Raw genomic sequence first — 16,612 nt, 5'->3', positions numbered from 1 at the left:
ATGACACTGCAAGCAAAACTGGACGCGTTCAAGGCTGACTTCAAGGGCGGCAAGGCGCCGTATTTCGCGCCGCCGGAGATCCATCCGATCATGGAGCGGGCCACCGCCGAACTGATCGCCTCCGGCCAGGCAGGGCGGGCCCTGCAAGCGGGCGACAAGGCGCCCGCCTTCACTCTCGACGATCCGGAAGGCCAGCCCGTGTCCTCGGCCGAGCTGCTGGCAAAGGGACCGCTGGTGATCAGTTTTTATCGCGGCGTCTGGTGTCCGTACTGCAACCTCGAATTGCAGGCGCTGCAGGAAACGCTGCCGCAATTCGTGGCACTGGGCGCCAGCCTGGTGGCCATCTCGCCGCAGGTGGCGGCCAACAGCCGCAAATCGCAGCGCCAGAACAAGCTGGGGTTCCCGATTCTCGGCGATCCGGAAAACGCCGTGGCGGCCGCGTTCGGCCTGCGCTTCACCCTGCCCGGCTACCTGGTCGATCTCTACAAGATGCTGAAGAACGACCTGCCCGCATTTAACGGCGATCCGAGCTGGACCCTGCCGATGCCGGCCCGCTACGTCATCGCCCAGGACGGCACCATCGTGTACGCCGAGGTCAACCCCGACTACACCTTGCGCCCCGAGCCGGCCAGCATGCTGCCCGTGCTGCGCCACCAGGCCCGCGCCGCCTGAGCCCTGACGCCTCGTTATTACATGGCCGGCCCCGCGCCGGCCTTTTCCTGCGGGCTGGCCAAGTCGTTTGAGGCCAAGGCCGCATCGGCCACATGCGCCTGCATGATGTGCTCGACGAAGGCGGCAAACGCGCGCGCCTTCGCGCTGGCGAGCCGGCCGGACGGGTACACGGCCCACAGGTCGATCGCCGGCAACTCCCAGTCGGTCAGCACGGCCCGCACCTGGCCACTGGCCAGTTCCGGCGCAAACATCCATTCCGAGCCAATGGCGATGCCCATGTCGGCAAAGACGGCGGCGCGCACGCCCTCGGCCGCGCTGACGCGCAGCCGGCCATTGACGGCCACCGACACTGCCGTGCTGTTCTGGCGGAACGACCAGCTGCCGCTGCCGCCGTTGTCGTTTCCATACACGACGGCGGCATGCGCGACCAGGTCGGCCGGCACCAGCGGCACGCCGCGGGCGGCCAGATAAGCGGGCGTGGCGACGACCAGGCGCCGGCCGCGGGCGATGCGGCGCGCCGTCATCGAGGAGTCGCTCAGCTCGCCCATGCGCAGGGCCACGTCGATGCCCTGTTCCAGCAGGTCGATATGGCGGTCATCGAGCACCACGTCGATATCGAGCGCGGGATGGGCGTCGAGAAAGGCCTTGATGTGCGGCACCACATGCAGGCGCGCGAAGGTGACGGCCGCGCAGATGCGCAAGCGGCCGGCCAGATTGGCCCCCGAGCCGCGCGCCGCGTCGTCGGCCTCGTCAGCCTGGGCGATGGTGCGGCGTGCGCCCTCTAAAAAATGTTGTCCCGCCTCGGTCGGCGTCAAACCGCGCGTCGAACGCAGCAACAAGCGCGTGCCCAGGCGCTGCTCAAGCTGTGCGATCGATTTCGAGACGGCCGGCTGGCCGACGCCGAGGCGCTTGGCGGCGGCCGAAAACGAGCCCGTCTCGACCACGCACACATAGGCTTCCATCAAGGACAGTCTATCCATTAATTATTCCTCAAAGGAATTTAGCATAGCGTCATTGCGCCGTTACTGGCAAGCCGGCCCGCAATTTCGCCATGCGTCAAATGAGCGGCAGCCGCAGATTCTGCGGCCATCGTCCATTCCAGCAAACAATATTGGAAAAACATGGTTTTTCCTCGCCAGGCGCCCCCGGCCTCTGGTTCCGGCCGGCAATCCATGGCAACATGGCTGCGCCGTTTTGACAAGCAAAGCTGCGCAACCGACCATCGTCAAGGAACCTGTCCATGTCTTTTTATCGCAAGTTTGCCGGCAGCATGCTGCTCGGTATGGCCGCAGCGGGCGTCGCCCATGCGCAAGCGCCTGGTGCCGCCGCCGCGTCCAATCCCCCGACCGATCCGCTGCAATGGCTGGAAGAAGTCGCTGGCGAAAAGCCGATGGACTGGGTGCGCCAGCACAACGCCGTCAGCCTCGAGGAACTGGAAGGCAAGGCTTCCTTCCCTGCGCTGCAGGAACGGCTGAAAACCATTCTCAACTCGAAAGAGCGGATTCCCTACGTCAGCAAGGAAGGCGATTATTACTATAATTTCTGGCGCGACGCCCAGCATGTGCGCGGCATCTGGCGCCGCACCACGCTGGCGCAGTTCCAGCTGCCCGAACCTGCCTGGGAAACCGTGATCGACCTCGATCAGCTGGCCGCCGGCGAGAACGAAAACTGGGTCTGGGGCGGCGCGTCCTGCCTGTATCCGAAAGGCGAACGCTGCCTCGTTTCGCTGTCGCGCGGCGGCGGTGACGCCAAGGTGGTGCGCGAATACGACGTTGCCAGGCGCGCCTTCGTGGCGGACGGGTTCACTCTGCCAGAGGCGAAAAGCAATGCCAGCTGGATCAACGAAGACACGCTGTTTGTCTCTACCGATTTCGGTCCCGGCTCGATGACCAGTTCCGGCTATCCGCGCATCATCAAGGAATGGAAGCGCGGCACGCCTTTGGAGCAGGCCAAAACGCTGTACGAAGCCAAACCAGAGGACATGAGTGCCGGCGCCTACAAGGATTTCACACCCGGCCATGAATACCAGTTCGTCGAACGACAGATCGATTTCTACAGCGGCGAGATGTTTTTGCGCGAAGGCGACAGCTTGACGAAAGTGCCGAAACCGGACGACGCCACGGCGTTCACCGTACGCGACCAGCTGGTGATCAACCTGCGCTCGGACTGGAAAGTGAACGGCGCGACCTACCCGCAAGGCGCTTTGCTGGCGACCGACTTCAAGTCCTTCATGCAGGGCAAGCAGGCGTTCGAAGTGCTGTTCGCGCCGACCGCCACCACCTCGCTCGACAACGTGTCGGCCACCAGATCGGCTATCTTGCTGACCACGCTCGACAAGGTGAAGAACCGCCTGACGGAACTGCGCCATGTGAACGGCAAGTGGCAGCGCCGCGTGGTCGACGCGCCCAAGCTGGGCACCCTGGTGGCCAGCCCGCTCGATTCGGTCGACTCGGAGCAGTACTTCCTGACCGTGACCGACTTCCTCACGCCCACCACCTTGTACCTGGCCACGGCCGGCAGCGACGCGCGCACGAAAATCAAGTCGCTGCCCGCCTATTTCGACGCCGGTCCGTACAAGGTCGAGCAGTTCGAATCGACCTCGAAGGATGGCACGAAAGTGCCGTATTTCGTCATCATGAACAAGAAGACCAAATACGACGGCAAGAACCAGACCGTGCTGTATGGCTATGGCGGCTTCGAAGTGTCGCTCAAGCCGAACTACAGCGGCATTACCGGCACGGCGTGGCTTTCGCAGGGGGGCGTGTATGTGCTGGCCAATATCCGCGGCGGCGGCGAATTCGGCCCGCGCTGGCACCAGGCAGCGCTGAAGGAACACCGCCAGAAGGCCTATGACGATTTCATCTCGGTGGCGCAGGACCTGATCAGGCGCAAGCTGACCAGCCCGCGCCACCTGGGCATCATGGGAGGCAGCAATGGCGGCCTGCTGGTGGGGGCCGTGCTGACGCAGCGGCCGGACCTGTTCAACGCCGTGGTCAGCCAGGTGCCGCTGCTCGACATGCGCCGCTATAACAAGCTGCTGGCGGGCGCTTCGTGGATGGGAGAATATGGCGACCCGGACGTGCCGGAACAATGGGCGTATATCAGCAAGTACTCGCCGTACCAGAACGTCTTCAAGGATAAAAAATATCCGCGCGTGTTCTTTACCACCTCGACCCGCGACGACCGGGTCCACCCCGGCCATGCGCGCAAGATGGTGGCCAAGATGGAAGAACAAGGCCACGACGTGCTGTACTGGGAAAATACGGAAGGCGGCCATGCGGGCGCCGCCAATAACGACCAGCAGGCGCTGATGTGGGCGCTGACGTATACTTTCCTGCAGGGTCAGTTGAAATAAGCCAACCATGTTGTCGGGTTACGCCCTGCGGGCTAACCCGACCTACCTGGCCAGAGCGCTGGGGCGCTCGGCGATGCGGTCGCGCCAGGCCTGCAGGTGTTCCAGCCCTTCCGCGCCCGGGCGGTATTTCATCAGGCCGCGCGCGAATTCCAGGGCACAGAAAGCGGTGATGTCGGCGATGGTAAAGCGCTCGCCGGCCACGTAGGGCTGGCGCGCCAGCACCTGGTCCAGCCACTGCGCCGTCTCGCGCATTTTCGTGCCCTGCGCCGCGCCGAAGTCGGGGAACTGCGGGTTTTCCAGCACCGCCAGCGCCGGATGGCTGTGGCGCACGCAATTGGCGACGCCGAGGAACAGATGCAGTTCCACGCGGCGGTCGGCCATTTCAATAAAAGCACGCTCTTCAAACCCCTCGCCCATCAGGTTCGGCTGCGGCTGCAGCCCTTCCAGATAGGTGCAGATGGCGCGCGTTTCGGCCAGCACGCGCCCGTCCGGCAATGCCAAAGCCGGCACCCTGCCCATCGGGTTCTTTTCGAGAAATGCCGGATCGCGGTGCTGGCCCGCCATCAGGTCGAGCGACACTTCCTCGATGCCGGTGATGGCCTTTTCGGCAATGAACATGGTGACGCGGCGCGGGTTCGGCGTGCGGGGGCTGACATACAGTTTCATGAGGGTCTCCTGTTTATTGTGATCGTGCCGTATCATACCTGCCCCCAGATGTTTGACTTTGCCTGCGTTTGCACTTAGATTGCTTGACGGAATGCTGACCAACCATGCCAGCGTGCCGCCAACCTTCCAGTGCGCCAGCCGCTTACCAGCCGGCTGGTGCGACACTCTTCATCAACAGGGTTCCCATGCACCGCAATCTTTCACGCAGCCGTATCGCCGCCGCCGTCCTGGCGCTGGTGTCCTTGACCGCTCACGCCGCCAACGCCGCGCCCACGCTCGCGTCGGCCAGCCACGCCCTTTCCACCACCACGCAGCTGCCGCGCGGCGTCACGCCCAGCCACTACGCGCTGTCGCTGACGCCCGATGCGCAGGCGGCCACGTTTACCGCCAATGTGGTGATCACGGTGGACGTCGCCGCGCCGACCAAGGCTGTTACGCTCAATGCGCTGGAACTGGCGTTTATGGGCGCCACCGCCGAAGGCGCGGGCGGTACACAGCAGGCCAGCAAGATCGATGTCGACGCAAGCGCGCAGACGGCCACCCTGCATTTTGCCCGGCCGCTGGCCAAGGGCAAGCATACGCTGGCGATCAGCTACAGCGGCAAGATCGGCACGCAGGCCACGGGATTGTTCTCGCTCGACTACGACACGCCAACCGGCCGCCAGCGTGCGCTGTACACGCAGTTTGAAAACTCGGATGCGCGCAGCGTGATTCCGTCATGGGACGAGCCCGACTACAAGGCCACTTTCGCGCTCGATGTGACAGTGCCCAGCAATCAAATGGCGGTCGGCAACATGCCCATTGCCAGCAGCACGGCACTGGGCAATGGCAAAAAGCGCGTGACGTTCGGCGTCACGCCGCGCATGTCGACCTACCTGCTGTTCTTTGGCCTGGGTGACTTCGAGCGCGCCACGGCCATGGCCGACGGCACCGAAGTGGGCGTCATCACCAAGAAAGGCGCGCTGGCGCAAAGCCGCTTCGCGCTCGATGAATCGGCCGCCCTGCTGCGCGAATACAACGATTATTTCGGCGTGCGCTACCCGCTGCCAAAACTGGACAATATCGCCGCGCCGGGCCGCAGCCAGTTCTTCGGCGCGATGGAAAACTGGGGCGCCGTGTTCACCTTCGAATACAGCCTGCTGCTCGACCCATCCATCTCGACCCAGTCCGACAAGGAAAACATCTACACCACCCTGGCGCATGAAATGGCGCACCAGTGGTTCGGCGACCTGGTCACCATGCGCTGGTGGGACGACCTGTGGCTCAACGAAGGCTTTGCCTCGTGGATGGAAAGCCGCGCCACCGAACGCATGCACCCGGAGTGGAACTCGGCCTTGTCCAGCGTGCGGGTGCGCGAAGGCGCGATGAGCCGCGACGCGCTGGCGACCACGCATCCGGTGGTGCAGCGCATCGCCACGGTGGAACAGGCCAGCCAGGCCTTCGACACCATCACCTATCAAAAAGGCGAATCGGTGATCCGCATGCTCGAAGCCTATGTGGGCGCGGACACCTGGCGCACCGCCGTGCGCAGCTACATGCGCAAGCACGCCTACGGCAATACTGTCTCGAACGACTTGTGGCGCGAAGTCGACGCCGCCGCCGGCAAGCCGGTCAGCGCGATTGCGCACGACTTCACCTTGCAGCCGGGCGTGCCTTTGATACGCGTGGGCGAAGCCGTCTGCAAGGCCGGCAATACCACCGTCACCTTGAGCCAGGGCGAATTTACCAAGGACCGCGAACAGAAAAAACCGCTGTCCTGGCGCGTGCCGGTGATCGCGCAGACCGTCGGCAGCGACAAGCTGGCGCGCGTGCTGGTACAGAACGGCAAGGCCACCTTGACGGTGCCCGGCTGCGGCACGCTGCTGGTGAACGCCGGCCAGAGCGGCTACTACCGCACCCTGTACGCACCGAAACAGGCAGGCGCGCTGGCGTCAAACTTTACAAAACTGCCCGCCATCGACCAACTGGGCCTGCTGTCGGACAGCCAGTCGCTGGGCATGGCCGGCTTGCAGAACCCGGCCGACTTCCTGGAACTGGTGAAAGCCACGCCGCTGGCCGCCGATCCGCAGGTGTGGGGCAAGGTGGCCGGCGCCCTGAATGGCCTGCATGACCAGTACGCGGGTGACCAGCCGCGCCAGCGCCGCTTCGACGCCTGGGCCATCGCCCGCCTGGCGCCGGTGATGGCGCAAACCGGCTGGCAGGCGCGTGATGGCGAGGCGGCCACAGTGGCTACCCTGCGCAGCCAGCTGATCGGCACCCTGAGCGATCTGGGCGACCAGGCCGTGATCGCCGAAGCGCGCCGCCGCCATGCCGCTGCAAGCGGCGACCCGGCCGCCATGCCGGCCCCGCTGCGCCGCGCCATCCTGGGTGTAGTGGCCCAGCATGCCGACAGCGCCACCTGGGATCAACTGCACGCCGAAGCGCAAGCCGAGAAAACCCCGCTGATCCGCAATCAGTTGTACGACCTGCTGGCCTCAAGCGACGACACGGCGCTGGCGCAGCGCGCGCTGGCGCTGGCGCTGACGGACGAACCTGGCCTGACCAACAGCCCGGCCATGATCAGCCGCGTGGCCCGTGCCCACCCGGACCTGGCGTTTGACTTTGCGCTGGCCCATCTCGACCAGGTCAACGCCCGCATCGATGCCAGCTCGCGCAGCCGCTACTTCCCGCGCCTGGCCGCGGCATCGGGCGAGCCGGCCATGCTCGGCAAGCTGGACGCCTACGCCAAAGCGCATCTGGCCGCCACCGCGCGCGGCGACGCCGATACCTCGATTGCCGACATCCAGTACCGCATCAAGGTGCGGGAGCAAAGGTTGCCGGCGATTGACAAGTGGCTGGCCACCCAATCGTAAAGGCAATGATACCGAAGTCAGAAAGCTGAAATGCCGGGGTCAGACCCGCCGGGTCTGACCCAAGATCTTGCTTTTGAGGTAAAAGGAACGTCACCGGCTTGCATGAAATAAAAAAAAACCGGCTTCGCGTTAGCGGCAGCCGGTTGAAACGCTTGTTCAGAGCGCAGGGATAAACAGGAGGGCAGTACTGTACTGCAGAACGACACATTCGTGCCGGTCATTGAGGTGTCCGGCAACCTTGCGCCCGGTATGTCCGTGCGCCATGTACGTACTATGCCAGTCCTTCCTTTAATCAGGCTTAGGACTTCATTAAGCCTGACTGATTTCCCTGCGGAAATTGGTGCCGATGGTTGAGCTCACCGGCTAAGCTGTTGAGTCATATGAGCATCCTATCGCTCCCCGAGCGTAGTGATCTGCGCCACATATGCTGTGCCAACGAAAGAAGGATAACAGCGCGATATGACGCCAGCATGACGCGCACCAACTTTCCTGCATACTTCCCGGATTTTTCGCAATCGCTTACCATCGGCACATTACTTTTGCCCAGGAACCCACATGCGCCACCCCTGCCTGCTGTTGACTTGCCTGCTGCTTGCCGCCTGCACTCCCATGACCATCGCACCGCCCGCCCCCGCCAGCACGCAGGCGCTCAGCGTGCCTTTGGCGGCGCCAGCCAGGGACTCGAAGTTATGGACCATCGACACCGGCGCCACCTTGCTGACCATCACCGTGCGGCGCGGCGGCGCCCTGGCGCGGCTGGGGCACGATCATGTGGTGGCCAGCCGCACGGTCACGGGCTGGGTGGCGCCCGGGTTGCAACAGGCCGACTTCCAGTTCCGGCTCGACGCCATGACAGTCGATGAAAGCGCGCTGCGCGCCAGCGCGGGACTGGAAACGACGCCGTCAGCCGAGGCGATTGCCGGCACGCGCCACAATATGCTGGTGCGCGTACTGGACGCCGAACGCTATCCGGATGTCAGGGTGCAAGCGAGGCTGCAGGCCAGCGGCAACGCCGTCGACGCCGCCATTACCCTGCACGGCGTAACGCGCCAGGTGGTGGTGCCGGTCACGCTGGCGCAAGCGCCAGACGGGCGCAGCCTGCGCGCCAGCGGCGCCTTCGTGCTGAAACAAAGCGATTTCGGCATCGTGCCGTTCGCCATCCTCGGCGGCGCCATGGCGGTGCAGGACCCGATGGAGTTGGCTTTCGAGATCGTCGCCAATAACCAGGCTAGCGCGCCAGGATCAGTCGCAGTCCCAGCGCAATGAAGATGGCGCCGGCCACCCTGTCCAGCCACAGGCCGGCGCGCGGGCGGCGGTTGAGCCACTTGCCGACCGCGCCCGAAAAATAGCCGAGCAGGCCGAACAGCACGCAGGCCTGGGCCGTGAAGACCAGGCCCAGCTGCGCCGTCTGCCAGCTGACATTGCCTTGTGACGCCACCACGAATTGCGGCAGGAACGACAAAAAGAACAGCACGACTTTCGGATTGATACTGTTGGCGAACATGCCCTTGGCAAACAGGCGGCCCAGCGATTCGTCGGGCAAGGCGGCCGCCCCGTCGACTTTCGCACCGCCGCGGCTGCGGATGGCGCCGAGGCCCAGCCACACCAGGTACAGGCCGCCTGCCACTTTCAAGACCGTAAACGCCGTCGGCAAGGCGGCCAGCAAAGCCGATACGCCGATGCTTGCCAGCAGGGTATGCGTGAGGCAGCCCAGTGCGCAACCGAGGCCGAAGGCCACGCCCTGGCGCCGTCCGCGCGACATGCCCACGCCCAGCACCATCAGGTTGTCGGGACCGGGACTGGCCGTGACCAGCACGGCAGCGGCCAGGAAGGCCATCAATTGTTCGGGACTCAGCATGCGCGCGCTCGCAGGAAAAACTGCCATGATACAGAAACTGTTGCGGCTGCATCAGCTTTAATGCCTTAATTGCAAGCACTTGCGTCCGCCCTGTACTTGTCGATTAGAATAAGAGATCCCAGCGCAGGGCCACCATACCAACCGATGCCAGCCCTTTACTTACCATTCCACCGCCGCCCTTGCCTGACACGACGCTGCGTGGCGGCGTGGCTGGCCGTGCTCGTGCTGGCCCTGTTCTGCATCGCGCGCGGCGCGCAGGCGGACAACATCGCCTTGCCGCCGCAGGGCATCCATCACCTGGGCGCGCAAGGGAAACTCTACAGCGCCGGCACCGAGGCGGCACCGCCAGCCGCGAGCGCCCTGCCGGCCTGGCTGGCGCGCCAGCGGCCGGCTGAGGAAGTGGACCTGTTCGGTGGCGCCTACTGGCTGCATGCGCGCGTGCAGAATGCCACGGGCGAAACGGCGTGGGTGATCGACCCGAACGACACCCTGATCGACACGGTCGATATCCGGGTATATGGCCCCGGCCAGCAAGGCGCGCCGGTCACCTTGCTGTCCGGTTACCAGCGGCCACATGAATACCTGCTGCACTATGGCAAGAACGTCACCCTGGCGCCGGGCGCCACGTATGACATCCTGATCCATTTTTCCAGCCCGTATTACGCGCGCCCGCCGCTGTTTGCCGTCAAGACGCAGCTTCAATACCGCAAACTGGTGGGCCAGGAAAACTTCCTGATCATCGCCTCGATCGGCGCCTTGCTGGCGCTGGGCCTGTTCAATTTCTTCATTTTTTCCCTGACGCGGGAAACAGCCTCGCTCTACTACGCACTGTATGTGCTGACGTATGGCCTGGCGTGGGCCATGACGTTTCATGTGTTTTCGGACCTGCTGGACTGGCGCTGGCTGCAGTTCCATTATGTGCCCTTCTTCCTGTTGCCCATCCTCAGCACCCTCTTCTACGCGCAGTTCCTGCGCCTGCGCGAACTGGCGCCACGGCTGCATCGCTGGAGCCGTCTGAACCTGGCATTGCCGCTGCTGCTGATGCCCAGCTGCTTTTTCGCGCTGCAGTATGCGCATGCGCTGGCCACCATCGCCATCACCATCTGGATGGTCATGGCGCTGGTATCGGGCATCGTCGTGTGGCGCGGCGGCTACCAGCCGGCGCGCTTCTTCGTGCTGGGCTTTGTTGCCCTGATACTGCCCGGCTTGATCATCCTGCCGGCCAACCTGGGCCTGATACCTGCGCTGGTCAACAACGCCCAGCTGTGGACCCTGCTGGGCGGCACGCTCGATGGCCTGCTGCTGGCGTTTGCGCTGGCAGAGCAGATACGCCTGCTGCGCAATCACCTGGAACAGCGGGTACAGGAACGCACGCAGGCGCTCACGCACAGCAATGATGCGCTGCTGACGGCCAAGACCCAGGCCGAAGTGGTCAGCCGCCACCGCATCGATTTTCTGTCGGCCATGAGCCACGATATCCGCACCCCGCTGGCCGGCGTGATCGGCATGCTCAAATTCGCCCTGCGCGACCAGACCGTGCGCGGACGCACCCAGGAATACTTGCGCATCGGCCTGCACAACGGCGAATCCTTGCTGACGATATTGAACGACATCCTCGACTTTTCCAAGATCGACGCCGGCAAGCTGACCCTGGAAACGGTGGACTTCGACCTGCTGGCGCTGATCGGCGACGCGGCCGGCATCGTGCAGGGCCAGGCCGACGCCAAGAGCCTGCTGTTGCGGCGCGAACTGGCGCTGGACCTGCCACGTTATGTGCGCGCCGACCCGACGCGCCTGCGCCAGATCCTGATCAACCTGCTGGGCAATGCCATCAAGTTCACCGCCAACGGCGAAGTGCTGCTCGAAGTTCGCTGCAGCCGCACGCCGTCAAACCACAAGGATTGCCACCAGATCGATTTCGTCATCAGCGACACCGGCGCCGGCATCGACCCCGACACCCTGCCGCGCCTGTTCCAGAAATTCGAGCAGGCCGACCATTCCACCACGCGCCGCTATGGCGGCACGGGCCTGGGCCTGGCCATCTGCAAGCAGCTGGTCGAACTGATGCAAGGCAGCATCGGCGTGGAAAGCCAGGTTGGCGTCGGTTCGCGCTTTCATTTCAGCCTGCCTTTGCCCGAAGGCAGCGCGCCGCCGGCAGACGCGCGCCACGTCGCCCGCAATGCGCGCCATGGCTGCCGCCTGCACATCCTGTGCGCCGAAGACGTGCGCACCAACCAGATCATTATCGGCACCCTGCTGGAAAGCATGGGGCACACCGTCACCATCGTCGAAAACGGCGAGGAAGTGCTGCGCGCGCTGGCCGGCAGCACCTATGACGCGGTGCTGATGGACGGGCGCATGCCCCTGATGGATGGCGAGCAGGCGGCGCGCCTGATACGCGCCGGCGGCAACCAGGCCTTCCCGGTTCCCGACCCGCAGATCCCCATTATCGCGCTGACGGCCAACGCCAGCGAACATGACCGCCAGCGCTACCTGGACGCCGGCATGGACGACTTCCTCAGTAAACCGGTCGATGAAGCGCTGCTGTTCCAGAAAATCGACGCCGTGATCGACTTGCTGCTGGCGCGCGGCCATGAGCTGCCCTGCACCGTGCCCTCGCCGCCGGCGCAGGCCGACGAAGATGCGCTGGCGCGCCAGTTCGGCCTGGGCAAGCCGGTCAACCAAGATGTGTTCCAGCAAGCGGCAAGCAATCCGATGACGGCGCCGGTGCATATCCTGCCGCTGGCCGGCCTGTCGCAGCAGCATTTGCAGCGCATCGCGCGGGCATTTCTGGATGAAGCGCCGCGCCGCTTCGAACTGGCCCGCCACGCCGTGCATGACGGCAACGCCAGCGCGGTGGCGGCCGCCTTCCATGCCCTGAAAGGCAGCGCCGGCTACCTGAGCCGCCCTACTCTGCACGCCCTGTGCCACCAGATGGAAACGCTGGCCTCGAATGGTTTGCTGGACGAGGTGGAAGAACACCTGCCGCAGATCGAGGCGGCCCTGGACGAGGCGCGGCGCGACCTGGGCGCGTCAATCTGAGCCGGCCTTGAGCCAGGCCTGCAGCAGCAACGGCCACGCGGCCAGCTCGCTGCCAGCCTTGCCCATGCCCCAGCCATGGCCGCCGCGCTGGAACAGATGCAGCGCCACCGGCACTTGTGCGCGGCGCAGCGCCGCAAACATCAGCAGGCTGTTGTCGACCGGCGCAATCGGATCGTCCAGCGCCTGCGCCAGGAACACCGGCGGCGTGTGGCGATCGACCAGCAATTCGACCGACAGCGCGTCGCGCGCGCGCTGCCCGGGCGCGGCGCCGAGCAGGATTTTTTTCGCATGCGTGGTGTCGAACGGCGCCTGCATGGTCAGCACCGGATACAGCAGCACGGCAAAATCGGGCCGCGCCGACACCGCATCGACCTTGTCGATGGCGGTGGCGAGTGGCGCATCGGGCCGCACCGCCGTCATGCCGGCCAGGTGGGCGCCGGCGGAAAAACCGAGCACGCCGATGCGCGCCGGATCGATCTTCCACTGCGTCGCATGGAAGCGCAGCAGCCGCATGGCGCGCTGCGCGTCCTGGAATGGGGCTTGGGTACCGCCGCCTTCGCGCGGCAAGCGGTAAACCAGTTCAAAGGCGGCGATGCCCTGCTCTTGCAGCCAGGCCGCCGCCGGCGCGCTTTCCTTGCCTGCCTCGATATGCGCATAGCCGCCACCACTGATCACCAGCATCGCCATGCCATTCGGTTGCGCCGGCAGGTGGGCGATCAGGTATGGCTGCGCCACCTGCGTAATCGAGCCTTTGCCGCTGACTTGTTGCGGCCCGGTAGCCGCACCACCGGGTGGCGCACCAGGCCACAGGGCGATCGCGCCGGGCGGCATGGCCAGCGCATGCAGGCTGGCAAACACAAGGCAAAGACCAGGCAGGCGTTTCATGGGCGCTCCGATTGAAAGGAAACGCCATCATAGCAAGACTAAAAATCGGTCTCGCCCTTGATCACGGCCGGATGCCCGGTCATCGCGCGCGAGGTCTGCATGCCCGCCATCACGGCTGCCTCGACGCAGCCGGCGTTCAGCCCCGTTTTGAGCCAGTCGCCGGTCAGGAACAGATTGGAAAACCCCGACTGGTCGGCGGCCAGCCGGTATTGGGTGCTGCCCACCACCGACATTACATAACGCTCGGACGGGTCGACATTGGCGCGCCAGTACTGGCTGTCGAAACGCGCCGGGCCGCTGGCCTCTTTCGCATCGACCAGCCAGTGCCAGGGAAAGGCGCCGGCTGGCCCGGCTTCGGGCCACAGCGCGGCGATCTGGCTTTCCAGCTGATTGACGGCGCCGCGCTTTGCCTGCGCCGCGCAGCGGGCGGGAAACGCCGTATCGGTCACGGGCGGATAGCTGTCGACGGGGAAGGCGCTGCAAAAGTACGACACATTTTTTGGCTCATGTCCCACCGGCCAGTCTTCATGCGCCAGCAGCTGGTCCATCGGCGCCCAGGTATCGTAGGGTTCCATAAATGCCGACAGCACCGGCTGCTGGCCGCCCGGTTGTGTGGTCCAGCCCATCTGCGCCAGGTCCTGGTTCAGCCACACCTGGTAGGCCTGCGTGGCCACCGTTTTCACCTTGTCCACCGTCTGCGCCAGCGCGGGACTGGCCGCCAGCAACTGTGGGCACAGGGCCGGCAGCGAGCCGATGGAAATGCCGAACACCACCTTGTCGAAGTCGACGCCCTTCTTCAATACAGTGACCGGCAGCGGCTGGCCGAACGCCTGCTGGTAACGCTGCGGCCAGTCGCTCCAGTACGATTCCAGGTTGATGCCAGCCTGTTGCAGCAGGGCTGCCTGGGCCGGCTCGAACTGCGCGTAATCGGGCGCGCCGGGCCAGCAGGCCAGGCCTTTCACGTCGACCAGCGGCGCGTAGCCGGCGGCGCTGTCGCGCAGTGCCACCTGCTCGGTGATGCGGATGCTGTCGATCTCGCCATCGGCAGGCACCAGTTCTTCCACGCGCTGGAAGAATCTGAACTGTACTCCGCGTTTTTTCAACACTTCATACAGGGGCGTGAAAATGGTGTCGCCCATGCCGGCCTGCATCTTGAACATGATGCCGCCCTTGTAGGCCAGGCCGATGCGCGCCATCGAGCGCAGCAAGGTGCCGGCCTCGATATTCGGCTTTGAAAAATCGCCGCCTTCGTAGGCAAACACCAGGTCGTAGAAGCCGCGCACGGGGGCCGAGTCGATGCTGAAGCGCTCGTCGCCACCGTGCTTGCGCAGCCAGTCACGGAAATCGATATCGTTGATGACGTCAAAGCCGTGTTTGAACACGCCATCCTCGAAACAGCCCTTCATCACGGTGATGCCCAGGTCCAGGCAGGTGAACAGCCGGCGCAGTTCATCGTCGGCGTCGATCAGCGCCCGGTAGCGCAGCCGCAGCCAGGCGCGGATGCCGGAAAGAGTGCCGGCCAGCAGCTGGTGGCGGGCGCCGTCGTGGCGCGTGGAATCGGGCGCCAGGTCGGCCACCAGCGCCACCAGTGCGCCCACCGACAGCCCCACGTCCAGCCCCAGTTCATCGGCCTGCTCCACCACCTCATCGGCCAGCCGGCGCAGCCAGCCCGGCCACTTGCCTTCGCCTCCTTGGTCCAGGCCGGCCGCGGCGCGGGCGATGCGCGCGTCGGCTTCGGCCACCTGCCGGATCTGGCGTATCCACTGTTCGATCCAGCCCACCATCGCCACCGCCATCTGCCACAGGGTGACGTCTTCGCCGCCCTCGCCCGGTTCGCCCGGCAAGGTGGGAAACACGATCGACCAGTTGCGCCATTGGCCGCGCACGTCTTCCGACAGCGCCACGTAATCCTGCTGTTTGAAGGCGTCGCGCCAGGTGGCCAGCGGCGAGCCGGGCGGGCGATCCAGGCTGGCATAGGCCTCCTTTATCATCTTGAAAGCATTCGCATAGAAGCCGAACCAGATATGCAGGCCGTGTTCCTCGATGCGCTGGCCCAGTTGCGCATTGCGCCCGCTGGCACCCTTGCCGCCCAGGCGCCAGCCCAGCTGGTAGACGGTGATTTCGTGCTGGTTTTGCCAGCCCGGCTGGTCGGTCAGGTAATAAGCGGCCGTCAGCGCGCCGACGCCGCCACCGAGAATGGCAATTTTTTCAGGCGCGATGGCCGAATTGTCGAGCAGTTCCTCGCCCGGCATGGCGGTAAAGTCGAAATTTACGTTGAACGGCAGGATCGCCGATTGCGCGCCCAGCTTCAAGCCCAGGGTCTGGTCCAGCGGAAAACTGTCAAAAGCGTGCAAAGTGCATTCGTATTCATGGCCCAGCAGACGGCCGCTGTGCAGGCGGTTGATGTCGGCCGGCGCGGCCACCAGCGCCTGGTAGACCGCTTTCACGCCCGCGCTGTCGGGAAACTGCTTGAGGAAGATCTGGCCGATGCGCGGCTTGCGCAGCAGCGACAGGATATCGTGCCAGCCAGCGTGATCAAGGTCGAAGAAATCGGGAATCGACAGGAACATCCTGAAGGCCTGCTCGATCAGGTCCAGGAAACTGCTGACCGGCTTGTGCGGCCCCGTCTGCACGGTGGCGTTTATTTCCAGCAACGGATGCAGGGCGATTTTCGTCTCGGGCGAAAAAGGGTGGAAACCCTTGGTGGCCACCGAGCAGCGCAGCGGTTCGCTGCCGGGTTCGGGGATCTCGTATTCGCACAGGTATTTGGGGTAGCCGAACAGCTCGCGCCCGTTGATCAGGGCCATCGCGTCGTCGACAAAGATATGGCATGGGTACCAGAAGATATGCGCCAGCTTGCCGTGCTCATCCATCTGGCCGACCATAATCCAGGTGACGATATCGACTTCCGTGATCCAGCCCTTGGCCTGGTCGACCGGGTTGGCCGAATCGGCATGGTTGACCCGCGTAAAGGTCAGCATCACATACGGCGACAAGGCCTTGAACGTCATGCGCTTGCCGGCCACCTGGTTCAAGCTGGTGTTGATGGTGGCCTGCAGTTTGGCCAGGTCGCCCTTGACAAAGTAGCCATACATTTCGGCCTGCTTCAGCTGCAGCGGCGAGTGCATCATCACCGAGCCGCCCTGGTAGATATAAGAAGGTCTTGCCGTCATCGCCTGCTCCCGCCGGTTAGGAATGGATGTTCGATATAGTCTAGATGAAAAAGAAAGATTGACGTTATGAAATTAATTGCCGGGCCTGCCAACAAGACCCTCCCCCGCA

At 64.4% G+C, this 16,612-nt stretch carries 10 protein-coding genes; 5 read left to right on the top strand and 5 right to left on the bottom strand.

Annotated elements, in window-relative coordinates; genetic code table 11:
* A complete protein-coding gene (locus tag AC0Z42_RS27305; protein WP_485471214.1) occupies nt 1-672 on the top strand; it encodes a peroxiredoxin-like family protein in 672 nt (223 codons plus the stop codon).
* Nucleotides 673-689: 17 nt separating this feature from the next.
* Here the strand turns inward: AC0Z42_RS27305 and AC0Z42_RS27300 are convergent, their stop codons facing one another.
* Nucleotides 690-1,652 (bottom strand): LysR family transcriptional regulator, encoded by a 963-nt coding sequence (locus tag AC0Z42_RS27300; protein ID WP_485471213.1) that lies wholly within the window; start codon nt 1,650-1,652, stop codon nt 690-692.
* 260 nt (nt 1,653-1,912) lie between these two features.
* On the opposite strand from AC0Z42_RS27300, the gene AC0Z42_RS27295 reads away from it, so the two are divergent.
* On the top strand, nt 1,913-4,027 hold the full coding sequence (locus AC0Z42_RS27295) for a prolyl oligopeptidase family serine peptidase (RefSeq protein WP_485471212.1): 2,115 nt from the start codon (nt 1,913-1,915) through the stop codon (nt 4,025-4,027).
* 42 nt (nt 4,028-4,069) lie between these two features.
* On the opposite strand, the gene AC0Z42_RS27290 is transcribed toward AC0Z42_RS27295, so the two are convergent.
* Complete coding sequence (locus AC0Z42_RS27290; protein ID WP_485471211.1) at nt 4,070-4,693, bottom strand: glutathione S-transferase family protein; 624 nt, start codon at nt 4,691-4,693, stop codon at nt 4,070-4,072.
* Nucleotides 4,694-4,878: 185 nt separating this feature from the next.
* Here AC0Z42_RS27290 and AC0Z42_RS27285 point away from each other — a divergent pair, with 185 nt between their 5' ends.
* Nucleotides 4,879-7,545: a M1 family metallopeptidase gene (locus AC0Z42_RS27285; protein WP_485471210.1), complete on the top strand. Its 2,667-nt coding sequence runs from the start codon at nt 4,879-4,881 to the stop codon at nt 7,543-7,545.
* A 555-nt stretch (nt 7,546-8,100) separates the two neighbouring features.
* Nucleotides 8,101-8,811: a YceI family protein gene (locus AC0Z42_RS27280; RefSeq protein ID WP_485471209.1), complete on the top strand. Its 711-nt coding sequence runs from the start codon at nt 8,101-8,103 to the stop codon at nt 8,809-8,811.
* On the opposite strand, the gene AC0Z42_RS27275 is transcribed toward AC0Z42_RS27280, so the two are convergent.
* The gene (locus AC0Z42_RS27275; RefSeq protein WP_485471208.1) at nt 8,774-9,403 is read right to left on the bottom strand and encodes a LysE family translocator; all 630 of its coding nucleotides are present in this window, start codon (nt 9,401-9,403) and stop codon (nt 8,774-8,776) included. The genes AC0Z42_RS27280 and AC0Z42_RS27275 overlap by 38 nt on opposite strands.
* Nucleotides 9,404-9,601: 198 nt before the next feature.
* On the opposite strand from AC0Z42_RS27275, the gene AC0Z42_RS27270 reads away from it, so the two are divergent.
* Nucleotides 9,602-12,445: a hybrid sensor histidine kinase/response regulator gene (locus AC0Z42_RS27270; RefSeq protein WP_485471207.1), complete on the top strand. Its 2,844-nt coding sequence runs from the start codon at nt 9,602-9,604 to the stop codon at nt 12,443-12,445.
* Here the strand turns inward: AC0Z42_RS27270 and AC0Z42_RS27265 are convergent.
* Entirely contained in the window at nt 12,437-13,330 is an 894-nt protein-coding gene (locus tag AC0Z42_RS27265) for an alpha/beta hydrolase (RefSeq protein WP_485471206.1), read from the bottom strand. The two genes, AC0Z42_RS27270 and AC0Z42_RS27265, sit on opposite strands and share 9 nt — an antisense overlap.
* Before the next feature lie 38 nt (nt 13,331-13,368).
* Entirely contained in the window at nt 13,369-16,503 is a 3,135-nt protein-coding gene (locus tag AC0Z42_RS27260; RefSeq protein ID WP_485471205.1) for an NAD(P)-binding protein, read from the bottom strand.
* Between the last annotated feature and the right edge of the window lie 109 nt (nt 16,504-16,612).

Source organism: Janthinobacterium sp. 1L-D-8-B-C4 (assembly GCF_057291295.1).
The sequence above is the reverse complement of the archived record's forward strand: the minus strand, read 5'-3'. Positions and strand labels throughout refer to the sequence as shown.